Raw genomic sequence first — 25,762 nt, forward strand, 5'->3', positions numbered from 1 at the left:
GGGGTTTCTTCCGGGACTGCGAAGACGTCCCGTCAGAGATCGGCCAGGAGGCGCTTCAAGCCGCCGGTATGCCGGCTATCAGGCCGCTTCCCGGGCCTGCTGGACGTCGGATATCGCAGTGACAGCCGGTACGGCGCTGGATGTCGTTCAGCGCCCTGCAGAGTCGGGTCAGGCTGGCAGAGAACTCGCGCATGGCCTCATCGCCGACGATCCTGTTTGAAACGGATTCTTCGAACGCCATACTCGCCTCGGAGCTGAGCAAAAAGCAGAGCGAATCGTCCATTTGGTCAACCTGCCCACGGAGGATCTCGATTCCGGATGCGGCCGCTTCCAGGCTCATCGCCTTGGGCTCGGTGTCCTGCTCCTCGTCGAACTCGTCGATGTCGAGGAAGTATCTCAGGACGTCGCAATCGCGCCCACCGGCCCACTCCTTCAAAGTGGCCGCGAAGGCCTGGTCCGTCAGGCCGGACCAATAACCCTTTTCCCGGGCGGCATTGCGTTCGTAGTCAAGGAACCAGGCGGCGACATCGGCTTCGTGCCCGGTCGTGAGGTCTTTCACGAACATTCTCCTGACGGAGTATTCATGCTGTTTGATGAATCCGATGAATGCCTGGAGAGCATCATGGGCATGGGGGGATACGTTCGACATGTCGTTTCCTTTGGTTTTGATGTTTTCCCGGCTATCAGGATGAGCGTTTTATTTCTCATGTATTCATGCTGTCCGGATACGCAGAGGACGGCAATAGGAAAGTAACAAGTATCTCAAAATATTATTCCCGTGGATTCTGTTAACCGGATTTGCAGGCGTATAAAACTTTAACGAAAGCTATTGACGGTATTTGGAAAGGAATAATTCTGCGACGCCTGAGCAAAAGAACGCTCCCCGCGTCGAGTGCTTTTGCCCAATAAGGCCGGCATTCCCTCGTTTGGTAAAACTCTTCTCGCAAAGACGTTCCGACCGCCCGGCGTAGCTGGTGGGATCGTTGTCGCCTGATTTGATCATGTTGGCGCATGACGGACCGGTGCAACGATTGGGAGGCGGGATTGGATAGTGGCGGCACAACCGGACAGGCCGACAGGACCCTGATCCACCCGGCCACAGCACGCTCCAGCGATCGACATGCTTGAAGGACAATCCTGGGAGCCCACATCAGATGACGGGTGCCCAAAGTCTTTCCTGATGCACGACGCACTCCGTCGATAACATATCGGTCGTCTTTGTGCCGCTTTTCTTTTTTCTACAAACCATCGCTTCCGGTATTTTCGTTCCCCACGAGGGATTAGGAAAATCGACAGGTCGAAAGACTTGGACGCCTGGTTATCGCTCCCCTTGAGGGATTGGAATGCTGTATTCCGCCTCGCGCTGAATACGGCGGCGCTGGCGCCGCGCAAAGGATCATCCCCCTCAAAAGAGAAACTCCACGGCGCCGTTTCCTCCCTGACGGGAGGGCTTCAACCGCCATTGAGGCGGAGAGAGAAGTGGCAGAAATGCCGCCTCTTTCGTTTTGGCCAAGGGGTCACACCTCCCGGTCGCCTGTACCGGTCGGCCATTGCGGCGGGCGGCATCCCGGCGTGGCCGGTCAAACTATCCCGCCGGCCGGGGACGAACTGGGAGCGGGCCGTCGCCTGCAGGGATGTCATCGATCACCACCGCGCCGCCTCCATCGATGTCGTCGAAACCGTATGCGAGGTATCCTCCCGCAGCCGCGTTCTCGTAACAGAGCCATTTTTGTTCCGCCGCATGGGCAGATAGCAGATCGACAACAGCGCGCGCCGGATCGGCATTCTCCGGTCCTCGAAACTGAAGCACAACGCCTGCCGCGATCTCGAGCGTTGCCAACGGCTGCCCCTCGGGATCGCGGACAGAAAAGAACCGGTAGTGAGGATTGGAAAGATAATGATCGTAGCGTCCATGGCCGATGCAGTGATGCATGCGCCGGCCCTCGATGAACAGCGCGTTCGGTGTCTGGAGGCGGACGAGAACGTGACCGACCCCGAGATCGGCGACCTCGACTTCGTCGTGCACGACAAGCGCGGGTAAGACTTCCGGGTTTGCGCCACCCGGATCGTAGTTTCGAGCGCGATATCGAAGGCCCTTGTCGGCCTCATGGACGAGCTGCTGCAGGTCCACGCACTTCAGAAGCTTCTTCGGCCGCCCATGCCCGTCGAGATTTTGTAGCCATGGCGCACCAATGCGGTCGGCGTAGATGAGCCAGTCGACGACATGCATGACATGCTGGCCGTACCAGCGAAAATACAGGGAAGTTCGGCGGTTCCATTTGAACTGCGGGGTGCCATCTGGTGTCCCCGCGCGCTGCGGCCAGTCGCCGATCTGGTACCATTGCGGCTCGTCGGCGTCATCCTCGGGGTCGGCCATGAAGTCAGGATCGACGAGGTCCTGGGCGATCCAGAACCGCATGAACACACGACCGAGGCCCGGAATGACCAATCCGCGAATGACGCGATCGTAGCGATCAGGAAGGTCGAGTGCCCGCACGAGAGCCTCCATCGCTTCGTGCCATTCCGGATGTGTGCTGTCTGGCTTCGGTTTTCTTGTCATCCTGCCAGTCTTCCTATTCACGCAATACGCTGGTGGGAAAAGGATGTTTTCCGGCGATGCATAGAAGAAGCCGGTCGGCGCAGGGGCCTGACCGGCCCTGACGAAACTGCGAACGATGGGAACAGGGAGCCACCCGGCATATCGAAGGAGCCGGCAAGAGCGGCAGACCGAAAGGCAACCCTCCTGGTCAAAACGAAAGAGGCGGCATTTCTGCCACCTCTCTCTCCGCCTCAATGGCGGTTGAAGCCCTCCCGTCAGGGAGGGAGTCCTGTTTTGCACCCTCCCGTGGGGGAGGAAATCTCTGCTGACGCAGATGAAAGATCCGTCCGTCAGGCCAACAAATCCCTTTTTGAATCGAGGCCGCAACCTCTCCTCGGTACACCCTCCCGTCAGGGAGGAAACGGCGCCGTGGAATTTCCCTTTTGAGGAGGATGATCCTTTGCGCGGCGCCAGCGCTTCCGTATTCAGCGCGAGGCGGAATACGGCATTCCAATCCCTCAAGGGGAACGACAATCAGGCGTCCAAGTCTTTCGACCCGTCGTTTTTCCTAGTCCCTCGTGGGGAACGAAAACACCGGAAGCGGTGGTTTGTAGCAAATAGAAAAGCGGCGCATGTCCGATCCCTTTTCCCGTCGCTTCCGGTAATTAAATGATAAGATCATCTTCCATTTCTGTCAATACAACTCTCAAACTATTCTTGAGAAAGCCAGATTATATTTAAGGTAATAATTTTCATTTTAGAATTTGTTATTCTCATAATCGAGACTATATACGAAGTATAGTTCCACTGGAGCCTATTCTGCATTGGAGAAAGAGGTCGGGAGCCCGCAGTCTGACCTGGGCTCCCTGACTTGCCGTTTGCGCGACACCATTCATTCGATCCGGTCGAAGAAGCCGAACGGGTCTTGCTCGCCGGAACACCGCCGCCCCCGTCGACGAGCTACTACGCCGCTTCCAGAGGCTCGCCTTCGAGGCGGACGGCCGTGACCGTGTCCATGAAGCCGGTCAGCGCGTGTGCGGCAGCCTTGCGAGCGGCGATACGGTCTCCGCGGGAGCTTCCGCTTGCCATTCGTCCGACACATGCCAGCGCCTGTTCGAGGCTCTCCTCGTCGAGGTCGATCGCCTCGAGCAGGTCGAAGACCGTACAGTCCTCGGGGAACGGCACAGCCACACCGAGAAGCGGATCGATCCCCTCCTCCACGAGATAGAACGCGCCGCGCACGACAGCGAGCTTGCAGCCGGAAAGCGGAGAACTGGGGTGGATTTCGACGACAGAGGCGTAGAATTTGCTGATTGCGCTGACCATGGATTTACCTTTCCGCACATGCGTGCCGATGAGAGTGAGACGAGGAAGAAGTTTTGGCGATGGCCGAGGCCTCACTCCGGGGGCGGCTCCTCGACGTGGAACATCTGCGGCGCAGGCCGCTCGCCGAACCTCGCATTGACGACGGTTTCCCTCACCTGGATGCTCCGGCCGGAGGCAAGCGTGCGACGGTGAGTACGACGCTCGTGCGTCGCGCGAGGACCGAGCTCGCGAGCGCGCTGTCTCGCGCCGTCCAACTGCACCTGGCGACGGATCACAGCGGGAAGGCGAACGATGCGCTGCACCGGCATCGGAGCGAGGCCCCGGCGAGCGCGCTTCCGGTTCAAACGCGCGTTGACCTGGACGTCCTCGATCACAACGGCCGGCTGGCACAGCGTCCGGAAGAAACGCAGAAGCATGGTGTGATATTTGTGGAGCTCTTGACCCTCATGAAGGGTATCGAGACCGGTGGGAGTCCTGGCCTGGAAAACGGGCGTGCCGTCATTGAGCCGGTGACGGCGATCGAAGATGAGGGCGACGCCATAGTATACGAGGGTGTTTCCAACGAACATAAAGGGGTCGGCGTTGTAACCGTGTCCCGTGTCCGTGACATCCCAGAGGAGAACCGGAGTCGGGCCGCCGTCCGCACGAACGACTTCGGTCTGAACGATGATCCTGTCATGGGGAATGGGGTAGTCGGCTGCTTCGGCAAGTTCAGCATTGGTCAGCCGCGGAAAGATAGCGTTTCCGAGGAGGTTGATCCGCGCGCCGGAGTTCGTCCAGGTGAAGACAAACTTCGCAGGGTCGGTCAAGCTGGCCAACGCAAGCGGATAGGACAGGAGAATATCAGCCGCATCGGTCGGGGGGATCCAGTCGGGAATGTGAAGGGACAACTGATCCGTGTGAGCAAGGTCGATGATCGCGCTGAGCATAAGGGGGTCCTTTCCGCACACATCCGTGTGCCGGTTGAAGATTTCCAGACGTTTGGGGGAGCCCCGATGCCGGTGAGGCATCGGGATCGGGACATCAGCTTGTCAGCAGTGTCCCATCGCCGGTCCGAGGAGGATGTCGACTACGCGCTGCTTCAGCAGCGACAGGAAAGCCTCGCCAAGCGCATTGATGCGCTCGGCCTGCTTGGGGAGGTTCTTGCCGGCCTTCACTTTCTTGAGGGACTTCTGGATGGCCTCGAGAATCTCGATGCCGCCGTCCTCGAAGAGCACAGCGTAAAGGGTGTGCGGCGGGAACGGGGAGAGCAGCGGCACGATGACCCCGTGCGAGACGTTAGCCGGGCGCGGACCGTAGGCGATCGTTTTGGTCATCACGACCAGAACGTGGTCATCCACCGGGAGGCGGATGTCTTCGATGTGCTTCAGGATCGAAGCGGCAAGGGCGCGGTGCCCGGCGGGAATGCCGGCGTCAGCCTTGCGGCGGGTGGACGAGGTGGTGGCAGCAGCAGTCTGCTTGTTGTCCGACATGGTCGAGACCTCCTTCTTTCTGTCGGCAATGACGAGCGCCGACAATGCTCGATGCGCGAAGCGAGCGTTCGCGGCATATGAGCATCAGGGTCGTCGAGGTCGCCGACATTGGAAGGTCTCCGTAAAAATTCACACGACCGCTATACGCGGTTCAAAAATAGAAATCGAGCCCCCTCAATAAAAAAACCAGAAAAAATGTTTTGGAACTGGGCATTGTTGCGCCTCTTTACTCCACTTTTATTGTAAACAACTTCTATACTGCATTATATACCTGTATCGAATTGGAGCAATCTCCCGGTTTTTGGCCGGGATTGCAAATGGCGCATCAGAGATAACGAGGTGACACGATCCCCGCATATCCAGGCTTCTGCGGGTCCGTCTGCAGGTACGAAACCTCTCCATCCGGATGAATCCAGGCCGCGGACAGGCGGCCGGTGCGATAGGCCCCCGTGTCGATGCAGATGCGGTTCGCCGCGATCTCGCATTGCCCGCTTTCGGTGACGGTATGGCCGTGGATGACCATTTTTCCAAAACTCTCCGTCGACGTGAGGAAGGGTCCCCGGATCCACATCAGATCATACGCCGATTGCTGCGACAGGGGTACGCCCGGTGCGAGACCGGCATGAACGAGGATGTGATGCGCAAGCTCGACATGGCTTGCCGCGCCGCGCAGCAGGTCGAGGTGCCGGGCCGGTAGTTTCGTCGCGAGATCGGCTACCGAGAAATCGTCGGGGTCGAGCCCATAGGACATGAGCGTCGCGCCGCCGCGCAGGTTGTGTATCCAGAACGCCAGCGCCATCTCCTGCTTGTCGCCGGTCAGCTCATCGAGAATGCGGATCGGAAACCAGTCGTGATTTCCGAGGATCAGGCGGGAGCCGGGTATCCGGTCGAGGGTGGCTGCGACGATGTCCATTGCCTCCTGGCTGCGCGGCCCGCGATCGATGACATCGCCGAGGAAGACGATCCTGTAGCTGACACCTGCGTCGACGGCCTGCTCGTCGATGGCCTTAAGGAGCGTGTCAAGGAGATCGGCGCGTCCGTGTATGTCGCCGATCGCGAATGTATGCTGTTCGCGCAAATGCGCCTCCTTCATGGCAGAAAATCCGTGGGCTTTTGCTGGCCCGCCGCAGGGGAATAAGACGTAACTGTTAGCGTTTGCTTGATGTTCGGGGTGAGCGCATAGAGTGCTCAAGCCGGCCGATTGCAATGCGGCGCCGTTTCGTCGTGGCGCTATGGTTTGCCGATCACTTTCGGCAGGGCTTCCGCGAAACCTCCGAAGCATCTCCTCTCTATTTTGCACTCTCAACCCGCCGATGTTGAACCGATGCCGAGAAGAGCGTGCAAAAAAATCCGTACAGTCATTCTGTTGCCGTGCCGGTGGGGTGGAGCGCCGTCCGGCATGCGGCACCTCGCCGAGCCGGGCCACCTATCTCGATCTCGCGCTTCCGGGGAAAAAACAGATCTTGTTTCGACCCGGAGAGGTTTGTTCAATCGTCCTCCTGAAGGTGGCTGACCAGCAGATGCCATCTTGATGGCAGGCAACTGTGGGCCTATTTTGATGTCTGAAGGAGATGAGCATGGCCGCCCCCCAACTTTCTGTCCGCAGCTCCAAGGCGCGCGATCTGGCGCACAGGCTTGCCCGCCGGGAAAACCGCTCGATTGCCGAAGTGGTCGAGCGCGCGCTTGAAGCCTATGAGGTTCGTGAAGCAGGACGTGAGCCGGCTTCGAGTTTCTATTCCCGCTTGAGTGCGCAGCAAGGGGTCGATATCGACCTGGAGGCCGTCATTCGTGAGGGCCGGCATCCGCATCGAGGCATCGAGCTTTGATCTTCCTCGATACCAACGTCGTTTCCGAGAGCTTGAAAAAGGCGCCGAACGAGGCGGTCATCGCATGGCTGACGCGGTTTGACGCGGAACTGGCGCTGCCGACGGTAACGATAGCGGAGATCGCCTTCGGGATTCAGAAGATCAGGTCGGATCAGCGCGCCGACCGGCTGGAACAGGGACTGCGCGCGTGGCGCCATCGTTTCGCGGACCGCATTTTCGGGCTGACCGAGGAAGCCGCGCTGGCCTATGGCGAGATCATGGGTGACGCTGCTCGCAAGGGACGAGGCATGTCGGCTCCCGATGGCATGATCGCGGCGATTGCCCGGGTGAACGGCGCCCGCCTGGCTACCCGCAATCTCAAGGATTTCGAGACGACAGGCCTCGATCTCATTTCGCCGTGGGAGTTCTGAAGCTCCATGTCATTTCGGAGCGGGCGGATCGTGTCCGGTCGATAGGAGTGGCCTGTTTGACGTTTTGACCGGTCTTCGGACCCCGCGAGAACGTCACCGACAGCCAGCGCCGCCTGGCTATTGCTGCCGGATCGTCGCCTGATAGACTGGCCGACTGGGATGTCGGATGGAGGTCCAATATGTCGCGTGTTCTTCGGCTGCTCGTTACGATCGCCTTCCTCCCCGTTTTCTCCGCCCACGCCGAGACACTGGTTTGCGCGCCGGTCGCCGTTGCGGAAACAATAGGTGAACCCGGACCTCTGACGATCTCCGCCGCCGACAAGGAACTTGGCAATCCGATCCTTTTCTGGATCGATACCAGGACGGGAGAGTTGCAGGAACATGCGGAGGGCGGCGACCGGTTTATTACCTACACCGGCAAGCTGGACGCGCAGCAAACGGAGACAAACGTCTTCACGGCCCGTCACGCGGAACAGAACGAACTCTATCGTATAGACCTCGGTGTCTCGGTGCATCCTTTCCAAAAGAGCGTCGACCGGGCGCTGACATCCATCGGTGCGTGTGTTCCCGCGGCCATGGGTGAATTGCCGTCGGAGGATGCTGCTCCGGTATGGCCCTTCACCTACCGAAAAACGGGGTAATCGGGGCGACAGCATGTGCATTCGGTACGATGCCATGCCGGCGCCCTCGCATCGAGAATGCCGCACAGGCGGCCGGCAGGAACAGCCCGCTTGTCAAGATGCCGCTGAACCTTGGAGCCCGCTGGAAATGCGCTGATGAAGCGATCGAGCGTCGGCAAGCACCATCCGCCGGTGCCTCGATATCATCCGGTCCGCCCGCGGGCTGATCGACGGGCGTGTTTGCCTGACCGGATCGTTCCCGGCATGCGCGCGCGTCGCGAGAATGACGTCGAGACCGCGAAGATATGTCAGCGCCGCCTGCCGGCGATCTTCATCGCGAATGTTCCCGAGGTGCGCCTCGAGCGCGCCATGTATGATCTCGACGATGTCGTCCTGCATAAAGGTCCTCTTTTCCGGTTCCCCAAACCCGGTCATGGAAATTGTGCGACAGTTCTTCGCCGGCCGCAAATCGCCGGCCAGGATGCGCGGATGAAGGTCGCCTGTTTGGAGGAGCGGCACAGCCGGACAAGCGCGAAAGCCATCCCCGGGAACGTCGGGAATGCCGTCTGATCCATCGGTTGCCTCGCGGATCGGCCGGCCCAGAATGCCAAGCCCCCTCGCCGCGGCCCTTGTGGGTGCGGCTTGCGCACGTTCTCCAACGCCGAGCAGCGCGGTGCCATTGGAGGGAGACTTGCCGACCGATCCATCCGGCCGGTGAAAGCGCAGTTTCGGCGTGAAGAGGACCAGGTCGGCCTTCGCCCAGGCCTCCCGAAACCACGGGGCGCTCGTCCGATCGGGAACGAGCGCGATCCCGCAGCCATGTTCGAAGAACCGGTCCAGCCAGGGGTCGAGGCCGTTTCGTCCCCGAACGGCGGGTTCATCCAGGCGAAGCCGGACCAGGGTTCGGACAGGCTGCTGGCGGTGATCACTCCGCCGGGCAGGAACGAAGGTCTCAGTATCCTTCGGGTGAGCGACATCCAGATCGAACGCGCAGCCAAGCGCGTCAAAGACGTGCCTGGGGGTGTACCATTCGTCCGATTTGCCGGGCGTGTCCCAATAAGCCATTCAGCATGCCTCGCCGGGTTCGATCTTATCGATCCGGCATGCCGTCCCAGTCCTCGTCCTCGACGTAATTTTCCCGGACCCATCTGCGGACGGCTTCCTCGCTTGCGTTGCGCGGGATGTAGCCGTTGCGGAACTGCTGATAGTAGTTTCCGTGATCTTCCCTGATCTCGACCTCCGTCTTGCGGCCGCCGTAGTTGACATGGCTGACTTCCGTGACCGCGAATTCCCGGTCTCCGATGCAAAAATGAAAATGTCTCATGGCTTTCGTGTCCAATATTTGTTTGTGTTTACTAATTCTGCCCTGTCGCCAAATATAGTTCAAGGGGAAATATGAAGAAAATCACATTTACGGAACGTAAAACCAAATCTCGCGCGTCTGTTACCTGAAACGAGCGCCGATATATGTTGGCCTCCGTGAAAGTAACGACAATGGCGCGTGGCGATGCTACGCTGGTGGCGTGCGGAGAATATCTATGAAGCACCCGGATGCCCGGGGCTTTCGCCGGGCTGTAGCTTTGCCCCTGCCAGCCAGTTATGTCGGCATCCAAAGAAAAGGGTGGCATCGCTGCCACCCTCTTGTGACTCCACGCGAACGGGAGCTGTCTGTTCAGAGCCGCCTGCATGGCGGTGAAGTGTTTGACCCCTGCTCCGCTGAAGCTAGCGAGGCGGGGCTGTGTCAAACCCTCCCGGGAAGGGAGGACATCCCTGCGTCTGCAGGGCAAGCCCTCAAGGGGCAACATAACTGGAAACGTCAAGCCTTTCGGCCGGTCATTTCCTGATCCCCCGAAGGGAAACATAACATGCAAAGGCAATTTCTTGCCGTTACGGTTCTTCCAAGCCCTCAAGGGGCAACCTAACCGGATCGGTATTATCAGATATAGACGGAGGTCATATCCACATCTTTCGTTCCGACCATTCAAAGGTAATTCTCTATATATATCCCGTCAACAGTAGTATCGAAATTTTCTCTATTTTATTTTCGTCTTTAATTTTTATTTTGTATATTAAAAATTGGTATTTTTCAAACGACGTGGTTGAGGCGTAGTTGCTTGAGGCTTGCAAGCTACTTCATTACGATCACGCAAATGGTCAGGGAGGTTTTTCACGATGCAGCCGGCACCATCCGAAATGTCCGAGGATGCCTTCCTGGAATTTATGCAGGCACGGGATGATAAGTGGGAGCTGGTCGACGGCGAAGCCGTCATGGTGACCGGTAGCAATCAGCGGCACCAGGCTATCGTGGCCAATACCCTGGCTGCACTTCACAACCAGCTGCGGGGGAAAGGATGCCGTCCGACAGCTGTAAATTCAGGTATCTCGACCATCTTCGGGACGGTGAGATTTCCGGCAATCGTCGTGGATTGCGGCAGGAGGGACGATCAGGCGATGCTGGTAAGGGAGCCTGCCCTGGTGGTGGAGGTCCTCTCCCCATCGACGCGTGATTTCGATTCCCACCGGAAGGTTTTCGAGTACAAGTCGAAGCCCGGGATCAGATACATTCTGCTGATCGACACGAACGACGCATGCGCCCTCCTGCATGCCCGCGATGGCCAAAGCTGGCGTGAGACCCTGTACGAGGGATTCGACGACGTCATCGATTTTCCCGAGCTCGGAGCGGCGCTCGCATTCAGCGACATCTATGACGGCCTGGACTTCAAACGGGAGCCGGCACGCGAACCGGTCCGCCCTGACTGAAGGCGAGGCACGAACGCCGACGTGCAAGAGATTTGCGCCGGTATCAATCGCCGGCATCCGGCTCCTGCTTTTTGCTGACTTCCTCGGCCAGCCACGCCGACAGAAAAGCCTCCACATCATCGTCGGCGATCCCAAAGATCTCAACGACCTGCGATTTTTCCATCTTCCCGTCGGCAACCCAGCGTGCGACCTCCCCCGGCCGAAACCCCGGCTCCATCGCATTGTCGCGAAGAATGCAGTATAGATCGGCATAGGAATGTGCGCCGACGAGCTCGCGGGCGATCTTTCCAGGGACCTCGAAACGCCGCCAGACATCGACCACGGCGACACCCTGGCGAATTTCGTCACGGACGGCGTCCAGCATCGCCTTGCGCTTCAGCTCGCTGTTCTTTCGCCACCGCCGTTCCGCCCACGCCTCGATGTCGAGGACTTTTCCGGCACGCGCGCAGTCCCGGACATACCGGCGGGCGGCGGATGCGATCTCCGCAGCCCGGCGGGTTCTCTGGTCGAGCGCGAGGCCGAGATACCGGCAATCGTCGCACTCCACGATGTGTCTCGTCGGTGTGAGTGATGCGTAAGGCGATCCGCAATGCTCGCATGTAAAAGAGGCCTGGTTCTCGGCCCACCTGACCTGCCAGTCGATCAGCGACTGGTAGGTTTCATCGACATCGACGTGGATATCCAGGCGGCCAAGTTTCTCCTTGATCTGCCGCGTGCGCATTCGCCCGGGATCGACGAGGATTGCCTTTGCTGACGCATAAAAACGCTCGACGATACCGCGCCAACCGCGACCGATGCCGAATTCCGCATCGGCATTGATCCGGTAGCGGCTGCGCAAGGTTTCAAGCCAGTCTTCCATCTACCCTCCTCGCGTTGTTGCTGTTTCCTGGAAACAGGAACAACGCCTGCGACTACGGAAATTGAAGCCCCCGAAACGCCTCGCGCGGCTCATCGCCGATGCGTTCGATCCATGAGCCCGCTCGCCACCAACTCACCGCATCGTTCACGGCATCGATGAAGTGACGGCGATCGATGTCGTCCGGCCATGCCTGAAGGACGATGTTGGCGACAGGAAAGAGCCGGCCATGCTCCAGACAGACCTCGATGTAGTGGGCAGCGGCTTCGTCGATATCGTTCCGATGCAAGTCCACGAACCGGTGACGGCGCGGGTGCTCGTCCTCGCATCCGTCGCAACGCACCCGATGCCAGCCCGTCCTGCGGATTTCTCCGGGCCGGCCGCAAAGCTCGCAGATATCGCCCGATTGTGCCCTCGCCTGCCCTGCGATCCCATAGACGGCATTGATCGTTTCGCGAGGGAGTTCCCTGACCGCAAGACGGAGGTCCAGATATCCCATCTTTTCGCCGATCTTGCGGATCGTAACGCGATCTCCGGAGGCCTGCGCGATCCCTACGACGGCGGCCGAGATGAGGCTTCGCCAACCGTTTCCCGCATCGATCCCAGCACCATCCGGCAGGATGCCGCCGGCCGCAGCACGGATTTCCAGATCGTATCGGAGATCCATCAGTGGACGCTCCGCTGAATGGCGGCGTTGGCATTCGCGAGGATGCCGGAGATCATCTCCCAGCCATCCTCGTCGATATATGTCGGCGCGGCTGCGAGCTGGAACTCGATTGCGCCAGCGGCCTCCGCGATGCCGGTGACGATCATGAAGGCGCGGACACGCGTCGGCAGCACCTCGAAGGCGCGCATCGCTTCATGCACCGCGGGCATCCATGCCTGCGGAACGGCAACCCGAGCGTCCGGCGAAATCACCGCCCCGTACAGTTCATTGAGTTCTGCGCCGGTCATCGAAACATCTCCTTCGTCAGTTCATCGAAAGTACGTGGCGTGAAATCCACATCGGGAAGGTCGACGCCGACGTCGCGCGACAGGCCGGTACCGGGCAGATGCCCGTGCGAATGGCCGTAGAAATGCACCGCGCCGTAGTGCTGGCAGGGCCAGGTCCGGCAGGCATAGTGCGACAGGTAGATCTCGCGGCCGCCGTCCCTGGTGCGCAGCGCATGCGCCGGCGGCGCGGCCCAGTCGAGCGCGGCAAGATGCGGATGGATCTCGCCCCCGCTCGTCACATCATGATTTCCGAGGACGAGGTGCTTGCGCCCCTTCAGCCGGGAAAACAGCCAATGCAGCTTGTCGAACCGCTCGCCGAGGCGGAACGCGAAATCGCCGAGGTGATAGACGATGTCGTCGTCGCGCACGACCGCGTTCCAGCGTTCGACGATGGCATTGTCATGCGCGTCGATAGACGGAAACGGGCGCGGCTGGAGCGTGAGAATGCGCTCATGGCGAAAATGCGTGTCCGCAATGTAGAATTTCTGCACGAACATCCGCCCCTCCTAGTTCGCCAGAGTCAGCTGGCGGCGCGGACGGCGGACGAGTTCATGCACCACGGCCCCGTCGAGACGCTCGTGCGTGAGCAGCAGCTCGACCAGTTCGTCGAACGCTGCGCGGTGTTCTTCGAGAACGGCGCGGGCGCGCAAAACCTGGCTATGGAGCAGGTCGTCGATATCCCGGCGGAGCACGGGATCGAGATCGGCGGCATGCGTCAGGTCGGTCAGGCCGGGGACGCCGTACGAATACAGGCTCTCGCCCATGCCGAAGCCCGCAAGGGCGTGGCGCGCCGTTTCCGTCGCGTTGTAGAGATCGATGGCGACGCTGTCGCTATGGCTGCCGTAAACCATCTCCTCGGCGACCAGCCCGCCCATGTTGTGCGTAATACGGTCGATATACCACTGGAAATTATGGAGACCCTCGGGCATGCCGATTGCCGCGAAGCCGCCGATGTACTTTGCCTGGCCGGGAATAAAATCAGGCTCGATCATGATCTCGCCGACCGTGCAGCCGATCACGGCGGCGACCACCGCGTGACCGCATTCATGGACCGCGATGTGACGCAGGGTCGCGGCCGCCCGGCGCTGGCGAACCGGAAGCGAGTCGTCGACATGGCGAAGCTCGAGATCGGCGCGCTCACGGCGGGCCCGGCGGCGGGCATCACGGGCGACGCGTTCGAGATCGGCGCCCGACATCCCGTCCGTCTGTCGCGTCAGCGACAGCAGATCGAGCTCCCCGGCTCCAAGGTGCTGGCGCAGGATCGCGGCCCGCGCCGTCGCATCCGGAAGCGGAATCTCGATATGCCGGTCGAGACGACCGGGACGACGAAGGGCAGCGTCGATGCCCGAGGGATCGTTGGTCGCGCCGACGACGATGACACCTTCGCGCTCGATGGCGCCGTCCATGCATTCGAGCAGTCCGTTGACGACACCGCGCATCCATTCGTCCGCCCGACCATCGCCGATGCTGCCGCGTTGCACGAAATTGTCGATCTCGTCGATCAACAAGACGGACGGCGCGTGCTTCATGGCTTCGGCAAAAGCCGCGCGCATCGAACACAGAAGATCGCCCTGATGACCGCTACCGCTGCCGAGCCAGGCGGAGTAGCTGCCGACAACGAGGTGGGCATCCAGCGACCGCGCCAGGGCCTTGGCAAACGTCGTCTTGCCGCAGCCGGGAGGACCGGACAGCAGGATGCCGTTGTCGACGTCGCTCCAGGGAATGTCGCAGCGCCGCCAGTCTTCGATATCCTCGGCCAGTTCATGCCCCCAGTCCGCCGCCGCGCCGAAGCCGTGCATGTCTTCAAGCGGGGCCACATCGTCGGGAACGACGCGGTCGCCCTTGGGATTACGCTTGTTCTGCTCCTTTTCCTGCTCCTTGCGTTCCGCTTCCTCACGCTCGGCCTCGAGTTTCACGGCCTGGGCGTGCAGGGTGTGGCTCTCGCGGATCGGACGGTGGGAATGGAAGGCGATGCCGCGGCGGCGATGCGGCATGCGCGCCAGGAGATAGGCGTCCTTCATGTCGATCGCGCGGCCGCAGGCCGCCGCTGCCTCGACGATCATAGCAAGGTCGTAGCGCACCTTGATGCGGCCATCGAGCAGCAGCAGCGACGGATGATTGAGGTTCTCGTTTTCGGGCGTGGCGAGCAGGATGACGCATCCCTCGCTGTCGAGGCGATCATCGACGCCGAGCGAACTCAGGATGTGAACCGTGACGTCGTATTCCGACGGTTCCGTGTTCGCTGCGATGTCATCCCATTCGTCGGGAATGCGGAGTTCGTCCGCGAGAGTGTTGGACTTCGGGGCTTCGCCCAGGCTGCCCCTGATCGCGCGGATGCGAGCCTGCATGCCGCGATGCCAATGCGAAACGCTCGCCGTCGACGGGATGAGGACGAGATGCGTGCCCTTCGGAGCAGGTCCGAGATCGTGGAAGATTTTGTGGATGTGGAGACGGGCGATCTCCCACTCGAACGAATTTTCTTGCGTCTTGCTCGCCATGACGGGCCGCTCCTTGCAAACATACTGACAACGCCGCCCGGCCGGTATGGCGGGCGATGGAACGCATCAGGCTATTCGCAGGGTCTTCGTCATGACGTCTGGCCTCCAACTTGATGCAACTATGCCGCGTGCAAACTTGAAAGTCAACGCGGCATCCGGGTGATGTCCGATCCGGTTAACGGGATGCGATCGACGACAAGAAATCCTCCAGGGCATCTTCGGGATGAATGCCCCTGCGCAACCCTCTCGCCGCGAACTCGATCGCCTCCTGCCGGCGTTTCTCGGGAACCCGTAGCCAGAGCGCCTGCGACACCGAGGGAGGGCAGCGCGGCTCGTTCACCGTGACGACCGGTTTGCCCTTCCGCGCGACATCCCGGTGCAGATGCCGTTCGGCAGCGGTACCGAGCCGCTCCTCATGGAAGCGGAACCTGTCCGTGCGGCCGGCGGCGATCTCCGCGAGAAGGTCGTCGGCGAAGGCTTCCCAGCTCATCACGGCGCAGTTTTTCAGCGTGGCCCAGAAGCGTTTGCGCTCCCAGACCGGTGCATGCGGGTGTCGGCCGAGCTCGGCGATCACCTTCGTGATCTTGCCGCCCATGATCCGGTCGGCCTCCGCGAGCAGCGGATACCGCTCACCGAAATCTCGCATCAGGCGATCGGAGGTCTCTCGCAGGTCCTCGTCGGAGAAATTGAAGAAGGGCCATCTCTCATAAATGCTTCCAAGCTCCCGGGCCTCGCGCGTGGCTTCATCGGTAGCGAGAAACCGCAGCTTCAGCGGCCATTCGCTCACATAATCCTCAACGGACCGGGGCGCTTGTTTAACCGGCATCTTCCCGCTCACCGACACCCTTTTCCTCGGCTTCGGATACTGGCGGGCTCGGTAGTCGAACGAGGCCACGAGATTGAAGCGATCAATGGAAGGCACCGCCTTGACCAGTTCGCCGAGGAACGATCGGCTGGCAGGCACGCGGACTGCCAGCAGGTGGTGAATGTGAACCGTGTCGATGGATTCAAACTTGATCCACATCGGGCGCATGTCGCCAGTATCGTCGGCGGCCTCGAGACAGGCGGTGACCGCCTGCATCGCCGCAATGCCGGCTTCCCGCGAGAGCGGCTGTTCCGCGGTCAGGAGGATGGCGGCATGCGGCACGGTATAGAGCTTGCTGTCGTCATCGTCGGGCAGCTTCGTCGTCATGAACGTGCGTCCTCGTGTTCGATGCGGTAGATGGGCGGGCCGGTCAGCCAGGTGTCGAGCTTCCTGAGAGCCGCGAGCAGCTCGCCCTCGTCGCCGGGCGAGATCGTGAAGCCGAAATGCTGGCGGGCGGTCGTGCCAGGCGCCCGGAAATGAACGCGTAGCCGGCGCTCGTGGTCTCCGTTCCAGATCACCTGGCTGAGCGGTTCGTAGACAAAGCCATCCAGGTCGGTGGCAGAAGCGGCGTGGTCGATTTCCAGGTCGATATGCGTGCAGGTCTCGAAGGACGGTTCCACCGGACGTTCGAGGATGCTCGGCGCGGCGGCAGTTGCCCCCCTCCCCTCGACCGCAGGCCGGGACTTTGGTTTCCGCTTCTTCTCGGCGATCCGCTCCAGGCGGCTTTTGTCGGCTTGCCCGAGTTTCTGTATGACATGCGGCGAATTGCAGAGGTCGGCCCCGATCTCCACTTCTTCCGCGAAAAAGCACCAGGCGGCCGCCTCGACGCCGTTTGCGTCGATCGCCGCCAGGAGGTTCTTCCCGCGATAGCGGCGCTGGCCGTATCCGGCCGTCAGCGGAACGCCCTCCAGCGCCTCGTCGAGCGCCACGCTCCATGTCCAGTAAGCGGAATGATGGGTTAGCCTGAGCGACCTGAATTTTTGCGCGACCTGCAGCCAGAAGACGCTGTTGATCCTGAATTTGGGAACATCGGCCTTACCGGCCTGTTCACCGCGGACCCGTAGCGCCCTGTCGTCGGTACGGACCGTGTGGTGCGTGTCGGGGTGGACCTTGACGTGCAGTTGAATCAGCGACGTCTTCTTTCCCTGGCCGCGCGCCGGCGAAGGCAGGCCGTCGTAGGTGATCCTGAGGCTGAACTTGCGCACACCGAGGAAATCCTGCGCGAACCTTGAGATGACCCGTTCCTGAAGCTTCGAGAAGAAGGACGTACCCGGCGTTTGAAATCCCACCAGCTCGGCCAGTTCGGCGGGAGTGAACTCGAGTACGAAGGAATTGTCGGAACCTTCTCGCCACCTGCGCAGGCTGACCTCGTGCACGAGCCTCTTGTAGAGCAGCGCCGAATATCTGGAGCGCATCGCGCCGTGTCCGATGGCGGCCAGCTCGACATAGCCGTAGGAAGGCATCGTCCGCATCAGCCATTTGATGGGGTCGGGGAACTGGTACCCGATATCGATCCTCGCACCTTTTTCCGCCGACCATGCGGTCAGCATCTGGACGTTGCTGAACGACCGGCCTTCTTCGCCCGCGAATGATAACCTCACCTGTTCCATCCGAGTCAGCGAGGCCCTCACATCCGCTTCCCTGGCATCCGACCACAGAAACCGCAGGCATTCGGCCAGCGGGATTTCGTAGGAGCTGCGCGACATCGAGATATCGGTTTCGTAGGCTTTGGAGATCAGCAGCTCGTGCAGGGCAAGGTCCGACGACGTCAGCTGCTCGGCGCCTTTGACGACGGAAATGCCTGCCAGCATCTCCGGCGGTCTCGGCGACTGCGGGGCGACGATCGCAAGCGATTTCCGGTTCTTCAGCGCCGTCGACAGGTCTCCCCGGCTCGATGGCTGAAACTGTTTTCTCTGCGCCGGCATGGCTTCCTCATGTGCGTGTCCTGTAGTTAAGGTTTCCGGTCACAAGAATAAAATCAAGTGCAAAATTGTATTTCTGTAGATTTCTAGAGTTTAATATCGAGTTTTTCATTATCAATTCAGAGGTTACTTAATTTTCTTTCAGAGAAATATCTGGATCGGCCGAGCTGTGCAGACAATCGGCATTTAAAATAAGATCCGTTGCTTCAGAAGCATGGGATGTTAAGGCCGAAATCCGGGGTTTACGGGATTTCAAAATCCGTTGACGCGAGGAAAATCCGGGGTTTATGGGATTTTAAAGTGTTGACCAACTCAGGCGAGACGGTGATTTTTTCTCCCCGAAACTAGGATTCCGGCCCCTAATTCTAAATGGGAGTGCGCGGGCGCGCGTATGCGTGCACGCGAGGGGACGATGCGGCAACGCCGGGCTGGATTTCGATTCAGACGGGGCGCTTCGCTTTTTTGCTTCTGGGTCGAGGCCTGGAAAACCGTGGTGCAAGCCCGCCGCCGCTGATCCTATCGCCGGGCCGTGGCGTTTCTCCCCGTTGCGCCGGTCCCGGCCAACGGCCATCATCGCCGCATCCTCGTGGGAGTCGACAATCTGCCAGTGCTTCCGCGCCGCATGTCCCTGGCAGAGCCGGAACCGGTTCTCGATAGCGGTCTCGTCTACTTGTTGTCGGAATAGCCGGCGTAAAGAGCAGCGCGGGTCATAGAGTGATCTTCGTTCGGTCAGTCCTTGATGGCATCCTGCGGCATCGGCGGCACGTCAGGTGCCCGGTCCAGAAGCCGCGTGAGGTCGCCACGCTTTGCCGTGCCTGCGCGCGCCTTGAGGAAATCGGTCGCCGTCTCCACCGCGCCGATCTTCTGTGCGACGGCCGAGACGATCCACTGGTTGAGCGAAACGCCGTCTTCCATGGCAAGGCGCGTCGCCGTTTCCTTGAGGGATTGCGGCAGCTGCAGCGGATACTTGTAGCGTTGGGTCTGCGTCATGTGCTCAGTCTCCTGACAATCTCTCCCGGTGTTGCGATGGCGACACCCAGTGCGAGGGCCGGGCGGAAGTCCTTGACGTTATGCGTCACGATGGCCTCGGCCTGCCCATTCAGCGCCGCCTCCAGCACCATCTCGTCGGCAACATCAGACAACATGGGCCGTGTCCGAAACGAGATATCGATACCCTCGGCACCTGCCGCGAGCGCACTCATCACCGCCGCAACATCGTCCAGGTTGTGTCCCGTCACATTCCGGGTTTCCTCACGGCTCAGAACAGCCTCGTATTCCAGAAACAGCGCAGTCGAGCAAAGTGGTGTCAGCACTCCCTGGTCAACGGCCCGCAGCAGCAGATTGCTTACTCCGTAACGGCTGCGGAAAGCAGCCACGATCACGTTGGTGTCCAGAACAAGCCTCATGGGAGATAATTTATGGACATCTTATTGGATGTCAATATTCGCAATAGCCATTCTCAGATGCGCCCGCCTCAGGCATCATCGTCACGGTCCCGCTCACCCTTGCCCCGGATCACCGGCAGAGATGTGGCGGGTCCCGCAGGCACATGCCCCTCCGCTTTCGGCCTCGATGCCCAGGACCACGTTGCGCGCTGATTGGCGGTATCAACCGGAAACCGTTCAGCTGCACCGTGCAGGCGACGGGCATTTCAAATAACATCCGTTGCTTCGGAGACATAGGATGTTAAGGCCGGAATCCGGGGTTTACGGGATGTCAAAATCCGTTGACGCGGGGAAAATCCGGAGTTTATGGGATTTTAAATTGCTGACAAACCCAAGCGAAACCGTGATTTTTTCTTTCTGAAATCGGGATTCCGGCCCCTAATTCTAAATGTGAGTGCACAGGCGCGCGCGTATGCGTGCACGCGAGGGGACGATGCGGCAACGCCGGGCTGGCTTTCGATTCAGGCGGGGCGCTTCGCTTTTTTGCTTCTGGGTCGAGGCCTGGAAAACCGTGGTGCAAGCCCGCCGCCGCCGATCCCGCCCGTCGGGTCGTGGCGCTTCTCCCCGTTGCGCCGGCCCCCGCCGGTGGCCATCATCGTCGTATCCCCGACCGAGACCGTGCCATGGCCATTCCCTACGACCTTCATCTCCTCGCCGAACTGATCGATGAAGCCGTTCGTTCAACTCCTATCCGCAAACTCCCTCGGGAGAGGAGACGTCGGTATCAGGCCAAAGCTACGGCCAGGAGCCGCCAGAGGGTGGCCGCAGCGCTTGCCGGCGGCATCGTACCGGTCAACCGCCGGCATGTTCGGGACGTTCTCGGCGATGCAGCCATGCACATCCTTTCGAGCGGAGGTGATGGGGCCGATATCATCCGCCAGGCGCTCGCCACCGTCTTCGCCCATGATCCTGACGCACCGGCCACGATCGCCGATAAAATCAGGGCTGGAAAGATCAGGCCGAGACTGTTCAGGCCAGCGTGATGGACGACGGGGCCTGCTGTCCGTGCGATCCATAAAACCGCAGTTGCCAACGCTCCCTCGGCGTTCGGGGGCGGCAGGCATCCCATTGAGGGCCGACCTTATCGGCACGTAGGTGCAGCCCCTCAATTGCACGCGACCTGCTGGCCGGCCAGCGTCTCCCCGTGTCACATCGCGGCCCTGTCCCGCGCGCCGATCCTCTCCTCTCTGCCCGTCATAATCGCAATCCTCAACGCGAGGCGCGGCCGGCAACCTGTTGCAGACAGTTTCCAGCGCGCGATTGGTCGAACCGGGCCTGTCGGCGTTGCTGGAGCGCAAAGAAACTTGATCCAACGTTTTTCAATTTACGAATGGGACACGGATGTCCCATCCTCAAATTGAATCGGCGTGCGCTCAAATCGGAGAAAGGCAAGATGCAGTGCACCGCATGATTGGAAGCGCCTGGCGCGTTTACCGGCAACACGGGATGGTCGTGATCGACACTCCTACCCCGCTTATGTCGCGCAGATGCGACACAAGACGCTCTTGCGTCTCAGATATCTGACATTCCCCAGGCTTTCCGGAACGATTGCGACCTCTCCGCGGAAAAGCAACGACCACGCCGGCCTGGTTCCTTGCAAGCGCTCCACCCAATCTCACGTAGTGATCATACGTAGTGACAAGAGGAACGACGAAAATGCCGAGAGCGGAGAGCGGGAGCCGGGGACAGGAAGCGACCCGGCAATGGCGCAAGAAGGTCAAGAGGGAACGCCGGCCCGAGACCGATGCCGTCGACACGGCCCTGGCGGCCGCGGTCACCGTGTACCGGCACGTCGCGGAGGCGCGCCGCTCGAAGCGTGACGTAACGCGTGCATCGGGCATGGAACTGATGGCCATAAACTTCCTGGTCTCGAAGGGTTATGCCGTCGAGCACGCCACCCGCCAGGTCCGTCGTCGGGTTCGGCGCATGGACGCCGAGATGCTTGTTCCTCTGGTGAACGGACCGGCCGACAGGGTGGCAAATCCGGGAGGGTTTCCGCCGGCAACATGACCTTGTTTTCGAACCGTGCTTTTTCTCCGACCTCCCCCCGTTACTTCATGGTTCTGAATCCGGCTTTCGTAAAAGCACGTAGTGACGTCGTTCCTTGCAAGCCGACGTCGGATGATCTCCGCAGCCGATAAATTTGAGGAGATCGACAATGGAGAAGCTATCGGAAATTGCGCAGAGCCTGGATGCGCGCCTCAAGATCGCCGCGACAACACATGGCCTCGATCTGGAAAAGCTGGCCGGGAGGACGCTCGTCGAGGGCATTCTGAGATACTGGGCGCAGGGAATGGGACCGGCCCCGGTCCTGCTGACAGGCGGACTGCTGTTCGACCAAACCGTTCGTGAAACGCGCGATGCCGATATCGCGATATCCCGCCGCTACCGGTGCGACGACATCGTGCGCGGCATGGAGACTATTGCCCGGCTCCTCGAGCGCGAAGGTATGCGGCTGGATTTCACCGCCCCTGTGCCGCAGGCCGACACTGGATGCGGCAGCTCCGTGGAGCGATGGATCATTGAGGGTAAGGTCGGCGGTGTCTCCGCCAGCGTCAACCTCAATATGGACCCGCGGCGCGGGGCCGGCGCTGTCATCGAGGCGAGCGAGCTTTCCGAAATCCCATCGCTGGTCTCGGGCATCCCGCCGCTCGCCATCGCCTGCCAGCCGCTGGAAGCCGCCGCCGCCGAGAAGCTGCTCGCGGTCGTGCTTCAGCCTGAATCGGATTTCCGTATCCGGCACCTCGCGGATGTTATCGATGAGCGGCTTTGGGTGGACGTGGACTGCCGGGACGTCGCCCGAGAGATGATGGGCGTCTGCCGCTATCGGGGCATCGATGTTCGTGACCTGCCGGCGACACTTGAATGGCCCGCTATCCAGCGCTTGGAGTCTGCGTGGGAGCGGCACCGCGCGGCGGGAAAGACCACGCTTTCCATCTTCTCGGCATGGATCGACGCAGCCTATCTCTGGTCCGAGGTGAAGGCCGAACTCGGCCTCAGACACAAGCCGTTCGTCGTCCAGCGCCCAGGTTCGAACGTGGCGAGGATGTTCGCATGAAGTCGCCGCGCAAGCATCCCGAGTGGCGGCCGGCGGTGGAAGCCTTCTGCCGCGAACTGGACATTCCCAACCGCCAGCACATGCTGATCGACAACCTGATCGGCCCCAGCCTCGGCCGCGTTTACATGAAATTCTGGATCGCGCAGGACCGTATCGATCCCGAGATCGTGATCGATCCCACCGATCGCAGCGAGGATCCGCGCTGGCATCAGAGCGACGGATGGCCCGTCCGCGGCGGCTCGGAGGACGAGATTCTCCGACGCAAGTGGGAGCGGCGGGCAGCGCTCTATTTCCGCTGGAACGCGCCGGATATCTGGCACGTCGCCGACTGGCTGATCTATGCGGTGGCGACCAATGCGCCGTGGCTTCACATTCACGATCCTCACGGCGAGCCGAAAAAGCTGGCGAAGTGCGGGAGCCTGGAGCAGCTCGTTCGTGAAGCGAACAAGGGCTTCCGGTTCCGGCCGGAAGACCGGCTCCACGACGGCGATCTGCCGGCCGTTGCCATTCCCGAGCCGGGCCCCGATGACGAATCCGAAATCGCCGACCTCGGTGCCGGCCATATGCTCGTCCAGCTCCTGACGCCACTCGCGCTTCGCATCGAAGGCGCCCGCATGCGCCACTGTCTGAGCCACGGCGGCTATGACATCCGGCTCCGGGATTCACGCTTCAGGTACTACTCGGTGCGCGGCCCCGACGGCCTGCCGATCGCGACCCTGGAACTCGCGGGCGATGTGGTGCGGCAATTCCGTGGGCCGAGGGATGCCCGGCCATCGGAGGCGGTCGTCGATCTTATGTCTCGACATGCGGCGGAAAATCAATGGCGAGGCTATGAGGAAGCGTCCGTCGGACGGCTTCTGCAGGATTGGGATGAATGGCACCGCTTCCTCGGCGACGATGTTCTTCGCGCCCTCGACGGTGTTGAAGGTGCTCGCCCCGTCACGGACGAGGAACTGGCGGAAATGGTCCGCGCCAACAACGGCGCGCTGCCCACCCGACGTCAACAACGCTGATCGTGCCCGCGTCGGATTGCGCCGACGGAACCGGCGCAGCACACTTGAGAGAACGGCCCAACAAGGGCGGAATGAAATGGGGATGACCATGGACATCATGGAAGCAAACGTGAGGCGCTTGCCGTATCATGCCCCGGCCGAGCGTCCGGTCGCGGAGGCCCGGCAGGCCGAGCTCGATGCATTCGGGCGGGAGGTTCGCGACCATGGCTGAACTCCCCGTTTATGACGACCCCATCCTGACCTGGGACGACATCGCCGACGATCTCGCGATAGCCGGAGATGAGCAGGACGATGATAGGTTGCGGCTTGACCTGGAGACGGTGCGCTTTGTCCCCGCCCTCGACGGACGTGATCTGCAGAGGGTGATGGGGGTTTATGGGCCGGAATCCGCATGGATCAGACGATGGGAGGAGCAATGGCGGCTGGATGTCGCCGACGCGACCTGCCATCCCGCCGTCATTCGATGACGCTCAAGACCCCGGAGGTCTGGTCGGCGTCGGTTATTGAATTCCAGAAACGGGCGGAGATAGCGCGTCCCGAAGCTCACGGCCGCCAGCCTCGCGTGAATCCTCGGCCCATTGCGATTATCGCAATCGCCAGCCTCTCCTCGACCGCGTCACGCTCGGCGATCAGCGTTCTCAACGCCTCTAGCGCATTGCCGTTGTGAAGGCGCAGCACCTCGATCGCCTCGTCTCGCACGGCGAGTTCTTTTTGTTGGCATATCTCGCTCATTGAAGGCGCAGTTCAAGCTGCTTTTTGTGCTTCAGCACGTAAAGCGGCTTTACGGTCGCCGCCTCCAGCTTGCGCCGGTTCTCGGCGCGAACGGCGAGCTGCTTTTCCCGGAGCGCGCGGCAGGCAGCGACTTCGGCAAAGGCTCTTTCGATGCTGTCGGTTTGCATGGCAGCCCCCTATGTTCCCTTTATGTTCTATTTTTCCGGAAAGGAGTCAAGGGGCGAACCGGGGTTTCTTCTGATGTGACAGGTCAGCCGGCTATGTGAATGCGGGCGCTGTTTCCGGTCTCTGCATGCTATCGGAACTCAAGCGAGCATCGCCACGATAGATCGGGCAATACCTGAGAGCGGCGGTGCAAAAGTCGGCCACGGTAGCGGCGGCATAATGCTGCCGCGGGCGGAGTAAAATCCGGCCACCTATTTCCTTTCTGCATTGATGGCAGGAGGGACAGGGGATCTACACCGTGGAATTATATCTGAGGGTTCGCCTGGCAGTTTCGGAAGGGATGAGCCGGCGACAGGCAGCAAAGCATTTCAACATATCGCGCGACAGCGTGGCCAAGATGGTGGCCTATTCGACACCGAGTGGTATTGCCGATGGCCACGGGGTCGCCGAGACGGCTCATCGGCCATCCCGCCCGCTTCAGGATGCGCTCGAAGCGGAGATCAGTGGCGGTGACGATCTCGCTGTAACCGTTGGCCATCGGCCATTCGATGATGCCGGCGAACATGGTGAGCGTCACCTGATGGAGGCTCCCTCCCCTTCCCGCAGCCAGCGACGTGTCCACGCAGAAGCGTGAACTCTCAACCACCGCTGCATGGGCATCGAGCGAGCCGCGCTCAAGTAGCTGCGGGAATGTCCGGTCCAGCATTGTCGGGCCAGATGCGGGCAGCGGGCGTGCGCAGCCGACGACCTTCTGATCGGTGGAGATCGCGAGGATGTAGGTCGGGCGGAGATCGTCGTATTGATCCCGCTCTCCCTGTTCGGTGATGGTGACATCCCATTCCAGGCGGGTGCCAAACACCGCGGCCCGAAGACGGTGCATCTGGTTCAGGTAGTTGCGGTTGCTTGCGTAGTGGTCGGCCGAGACGCTCAGAATCTGCATTTGTGATCTCCGCATGAACTGGTCAGGCGGAGGAAAATCATCTCGTGGTGCGTGTGGCTATGTGCAGATTTGCACCCGGTGATTCTACCGAATCGGCGGTATAGCTCTCGAAAATCGGCCGGAAGGCTGAGTCTAAAATGTTGATAAGAGGTGCAGATCTGCATTTCCTACAACCCCCTGCAAACAATGGGAGGTAGGCTAGGGGTCAGAACAAGAGCTGCTCGAAATCGTACGCTAAGCTTGAACGGAGCGGGAACGCTTGATTGACCGCATTTCAAAAAGGGCATCTATGACCGGACATTCTGGAACCTGATCGCCGGTG

The 25,762-nt window shown here is 60.7% G+C and carries 30 protein-coding genes; 10 read left to right on the forward strand and 20 right to left on the reverse strand.

Features of this window, described 5'->3' with window-relative positions:
* Positions 1 to 55: 55 nt before the first annotated feature.
* From L0976_RS25400 to L0976_RS25425, 6 genes are all read right to left on the reverse strand, one after another.
* Entirely contained in the window at positions 56 to 649 is a 594-nt protein-coding gene (locus tag L0976_RS25400; RefSeq protein ID WP_234189721.1) for a hypothetical protein, read from the reverse strand.
* A 936-nt stretch (positions 650 to 1,585) separates the two neighbouring features.
* Positions 1,586 to 2,560, reverse strand: a complete 975-nt coding sequence (locus tag L0976_RS25405) for a PcfJ domain-containing protein (protein WP_234189722.1) — start codon at positions 2,558 to 2,560, stop codon at positions 1,586 to 1,588.
* Positions 2,561 to 3,502: 942 nt separating this feature from the next.
* Positions 3,503 to 3,865, reverse strand: coding sequence for a hypothetical protein (locus L0976_RS25410; RefSeq protein WP_234189723.1), 363 nt, complete (start codon positions 3,863 to 3,865; stop codon positions 3,503 to 3,505).
* Positions 3,866 to 3,936: 71 nt separating this feature from the next.
* Positions 3,937 to 4,794, reverse strand: coding sequence for a hypothetical protein (locus L0976_RS25415; RefSeq protein WP_234189724.1), 858 nt, complete (start codon positions 4,792 to 4,794; stop codon positions 3,937 to 3,939).
* A gap of 102 nt (positions 4,795 to 4,896) precedes the next feature.
* Positions 4,897 to 5,337, reverse strand: a complete 441-nt coding sequence (locus L0976_RS25420; protein ID WP_234189725.1) for a hypothetical protein — start codon at positions 5,335 to 5,337, stop codon at positions 4,897 to 4,899.
* Positions 5,338 to 5,662: 325 nt separating this feature from the next.
* Complete coding sequence (locus L0976_RS25425; RefSeq protein WP_234189726.1) at positions 5,663 to 6,430, reverse strand: metallophosphoesterase; 768 nt, start codon at positions 6,428 to 6,430, stop codon at positions 5,663 to 5,665.
* Positions 6,431 to 6,914: 484 nt separating this feature from the next.
* On the opposite strand from L0976_RS25425, the gene L0976_RS25430 reads away from it, so the two are divergent.
* The 3 genes from L0976_RS25430 (at position 6,915) to L0976_RS25440 (ending at position 8,214) form a co-directional block, all read left to right on the forward strand.
* Positions 6,915 to 7,163 (forward strand): type II toxin-antitoxin system VapB family antitoxin, encoded by a 249-nt coding sequence (locus L0976_RS25430; protein WP_234189727.1) that lies wholly within the window; start codon positions 6,915 to 6,917, stop codon positions 7,161 to 7,163.
* Positions 7,160 to 7,573, forward strand: coding sequence for a type II toxin-antitoxin system VapC family toxin (locus L0976_RS25435; protein ID WP_234189728.1), 414 nt, complete (start codon positions 7,160 to 7,162; stop codon positions 7,571 to 7,573). Before L0976_RS25430 ends, L0976_RS25435 begins: the two co-directional genes overlap by 4 nt.
* Positions 7,574 to 7,752: 179 nt before the next feature.
* Positions 7,753 to 8,214, forward strand: coding sequence for a hypothetical protein (locus L0976_RS25440; RefSeq protein ID WP_234189729.1), 462 nt, complete (start codon positions 7,753 to 7,755; stop codon positions 8,212 to 8,214).
* A 93-nt stretch (positions 8,215 to 8,307) separates the two neighbouring features.
* Here the strand turns inward: L0976_RS25440 and L0976_RS25445 are convergent, their stop codons facing one another.
* Positions 8,308 to 9,258 carry a hypothetical protein gene (locus L0976_RS25445; protein ID WP_234189730.1) on the reverse strand — a complete coding sequence of 317 codons (951 nt, stop codon included), beginning with the start codon at positions 9,256 to 9,258 and terminating at the stop codon, positions 8,308 to 8,310.
* Between the two features lie 25 nt (positions 9,259 to 9,283).
* Entirely contained in the window at positions 9,284 to 9,517 is a 234-nt protein-coding gene (locus tag L0976_RS25450) for a hypothetical protein (protein ID WP_234189731.1), read from the reverse strand.
* 848 nt (positions 9,518 to 10,365) lie between these two features.
* Here L0976_RS25450 and L0976_RS25455 point away from each other — a divergent pair.
* A complete protein-coding gene (locus L0976_RS25455) occupies positions 10,366 to 10,953 on the forward strand; it encodes a Uma2 family endonuclease (protein WP_234189732.1) in 588 nt (195 codons plus the stop codon).
* A gap of 43 nt (positions 10,954 to 10,996) precedes the next feature.
* On the opposite strand, the gene L0976_RS25460 is transcribed toward L0976_RS25455, so the two are convergent.
* The 9 genes from L0976_RS25460 to L0976_RS25500 all read right to left on the reverse strand — a co-directional run bounded on the left by L0976_RS25460 (position 10,997) and on the right by L0976_RS25500 (position 19,493).
* The gene (locus tag L0976_RS25460; RefSeq protein ID WP_234189733.1) at positions 10,997 to 11,812 is read right to left on the reverse strand and encodes a hypothetical protein; all 816 of its coding nucleotides are present in this window, start codon (positions 11,810 to 11,812) and stop codon (positions 10,997 to 10,999) included.
* A 52-nt stretch (positions 11,813 to 11,864) separates the two neighbouring features.
* Entirely contained in the window at positions 11,865 to 12,476 is a 612-nt protein-coding gene (locus L0976_RS25465; protein WP_234189734.1) for a hypothetical protein, read from the reverse strand.
* On the reverse strand, positions 12,476 to 12,763 hold the full coding sequence (locus tag L0976_RS25470) for a hypothetical protein (protein ID WP_234189735.1): 288 nt from the start codon (positions 12,761 to 12,763) through the stop codon (positions 12,476 to 12,478). The genes L0976_RS25465 and L0976_RS25470 overlap by 1 nt, the downstream gene beginning before the upstream one ends.
* Positions 12,760 to 13,299 carry a hypothetical protein gene (locus tag L0976_RS25475; RefSeq protein ID WP_234189736.1) on the reverse strand — a complete coding sequence of 180 codons (540 nt, stop codon included), beginning with the start codon at positions 13,297 to 13,299 and terminating at the stop codon, positions 12,760 to 12,762. Before L0976_RS25475 ends, L0976_RS25470 begins: the two co-directional genes overlap by 4 nt.
* Positions 13,300 to 13,308: 9 nt before the next feature.
* Positions 13,309 to 15,300: an AAA family ATPase gene (locus L0976_RS25480; protein ID WP_234189737.1), complete on the reverse strand. Its 1,992-nt coding sequence runs from the start codon at positions 15,298 to 15,300 to the stop codon at positions 13,309 to 13,311.
* Between the two features lie 175 nt (positions 15,301 to 15,475).
* Positions 15,476 to 16,492 carry a hypothetical protein gene (locus L0976_RS25485; protein ID WP_234189738.1) on the reverse strand — a complete coding sequence of 339 codons (1,017 nt, stop codon included), beginning with the start codon at positions 16,490 to 16,492 and terminating at the stop codon, positions 15,476 to 15,478.
* A complete protein-coding gene (locus L0976_RS25490; RefSeq protein ID WP_234189739.1) occupies positions 16,489 to 18,090 on the reverse strand; it encodes a hypothetical protein in 1,602 nt (533 codons plus the stop codon). The genes L0976_RS25485 and L0976_RS25490 overlap by 4 nt, the downstream gene beginning before the upstream one ends.
* A 726-nt stretch (positions 18,091 to 18,816) precedes the next feature.
* Positions 18,817 to 19,077, reverse strand: a complete 261-nt coding sequence (locus L0976_RS25495; RefSeq protein WP_234189740.1) for a toxin-antitoxin system HicB family antitoxin — start codon at positions 19,075 to 19,077, stop codon at positions 18,817 to 18,819.
* A complete protein-coding gene (locus L0976_RS25500; RefSeq protein WP_234189741.1) occupies positions 19,074 to 19,493 on the reverse strand; it encodes a putative toxin-antitoxin system toxin component, PIN family in 420 nt (139 codons plus the stop codon). Before L0976_RS25500 ends, L0976_RS25495 begins: the two co-directional genes overlap by 4 nt.
* 662 nt (positions 19,494 to 20,155) lie before the next feature.
* Between L0976_RS25500 and L0976_RS25505 the strand changes: the two genes are divergently transcribed.
* From L0976_RS25505 to L0976_RS25525, 6 genes are all read left to right on the forward strand, one after another.
* The gene (locus L0976_RS25505) at positions 20,156 to 20,515 is read left to right on the forward strand and encodes a hypothetical protein (RefSeq protein WP_234189742.1); all 360 of its coding nucleotides are present in this window, start codon (positions 20,156 to 20,158) and stop codon (positions 20,513 to 20,515) included.
* Between the two features lie 673 nt (positions 20,516 to 21,188).
* The gene (locus tag L0976_RS25510; RefSeq protein WP_234189743.1) at positions 21,189 to 21,542 is read left to right on the forward strand and encodes a hypothetical protein; all 354 of its coding nucleotides are present in this window, start codon (positions 21,189 to 21,191) and stop codon (positions 21,540 to 21,542) included.
* Between the two features lie 148 nt (positions 21,543 to 21,690).
* Positions 21,691 to 22,590, forward strand: coding sequence for a nucleotidyl transferase AbiEii/AbiGii toxin family protein (locus L0976_RS25515; RefSeq protein WP_234189744.1), 900 nt, complete (start codon positions 21,691 to 21,693; stop codon positions 22,588 to 22,590).
* Entirely contained in the window at positions 22,587 to 23,603 is a 1,017-nt protein-coding gene (locus L0976_RS25520; RefSeq protein WP_234189745.1) for a hypothetical protein, read from the forward strand. The genes L0976_RS25515 and L0976_RS25520 overlap by 4 nt, the downstream gene beginning before the upstream one ends.
* Positions 23,604 to 23,685: 82 nt before the next feature.
* Positions 23,686 to 23,814, forward strand: coding sequence for a hypothetical protein (locus L0976_RS28675; protein WP_255696203.1), 129 nt, complete (start codon positions 23,686 to 23,688; stop codon positions 23,812 to 23,814).
* Positions 23,807 to 24,070 (forward strand): hypothetical protein, encoded by a 264-nt coding sequence (locus tag L0976_RS25525; protein ID WP_234189746.1) that lies wholly within the window; start codon positions 23,807 to 23,809, stop codon positions 24,068 to 24,070. The genes L0976_RS28675 and L0976_RS25525 overlap by 8 nt, the downstream gene beginning before the upstream one ends.
* A gap of 76 nt (positions 24,071 to 24,146) precedes the next feature.
* Here the strand turns inward: L0976_RS25525 and L0976_RS25530 are convergent, their stop codons facing one another.
* The 3 genes from L0976_RS25530 to traI all read right to left on the reverse strand — a co-directional run bounded on the left by L0976_RS25530 (position 24,147) and on the right by traI (position 25,440).
* The gene (locus L0976_RS25530; RefSeq protein ID WP_234189747.1) at positions 24,147 to 24,335 is read right to left on the reverse strand and encodes a hypothetical protein; all 189 of its coding nucleotides are present in this window, start codon (positions 24,333 to 24,335) and stop codon (positions 24,147 to 24,149) included.
* Complete coding sequence (locus L0976_RS25535; protein ID WP_234189748.1) at positions 24,332 to 24,502, reverse strand: hypothetical protein; 171 nt, start codon at positions 24,500 to 24,502, stop codon at positions 24,332 to 24,334. The genes L0976_RS25530 and L0976_RS25535 overlap by 4 nt, the downstream gene beginning before the upstream one ends.
* 302 nt (positions 24,503 to 24,804) lie before the next feature.
* Positions 24,805 to 25,440: an acyl-homoserine-lactone synthase TraI gene (gene traI / locus L0976_RS25540; protein ID WP_370643844.1), complete on the reverse strand. Its 636-nt coding sequence runs from the start codon at positions 25,438 to 25,440 to the stop codon at positions 24,805 to 24,807.
* Positions 25,441 to 25,762 lie beyond the last annotated feature (322 nt).

Origin of the sequence: Shinella sp. NM-101, from assembly GCF_021401195.1 — a bacterium.
In the GTDB taxonomy this organism is placed as follows: domain Bacteria; phylum Pseudomonadota; class Alphaproteobacteria; order Rhizobiales; family Rhizobiaceae; genus Shinella.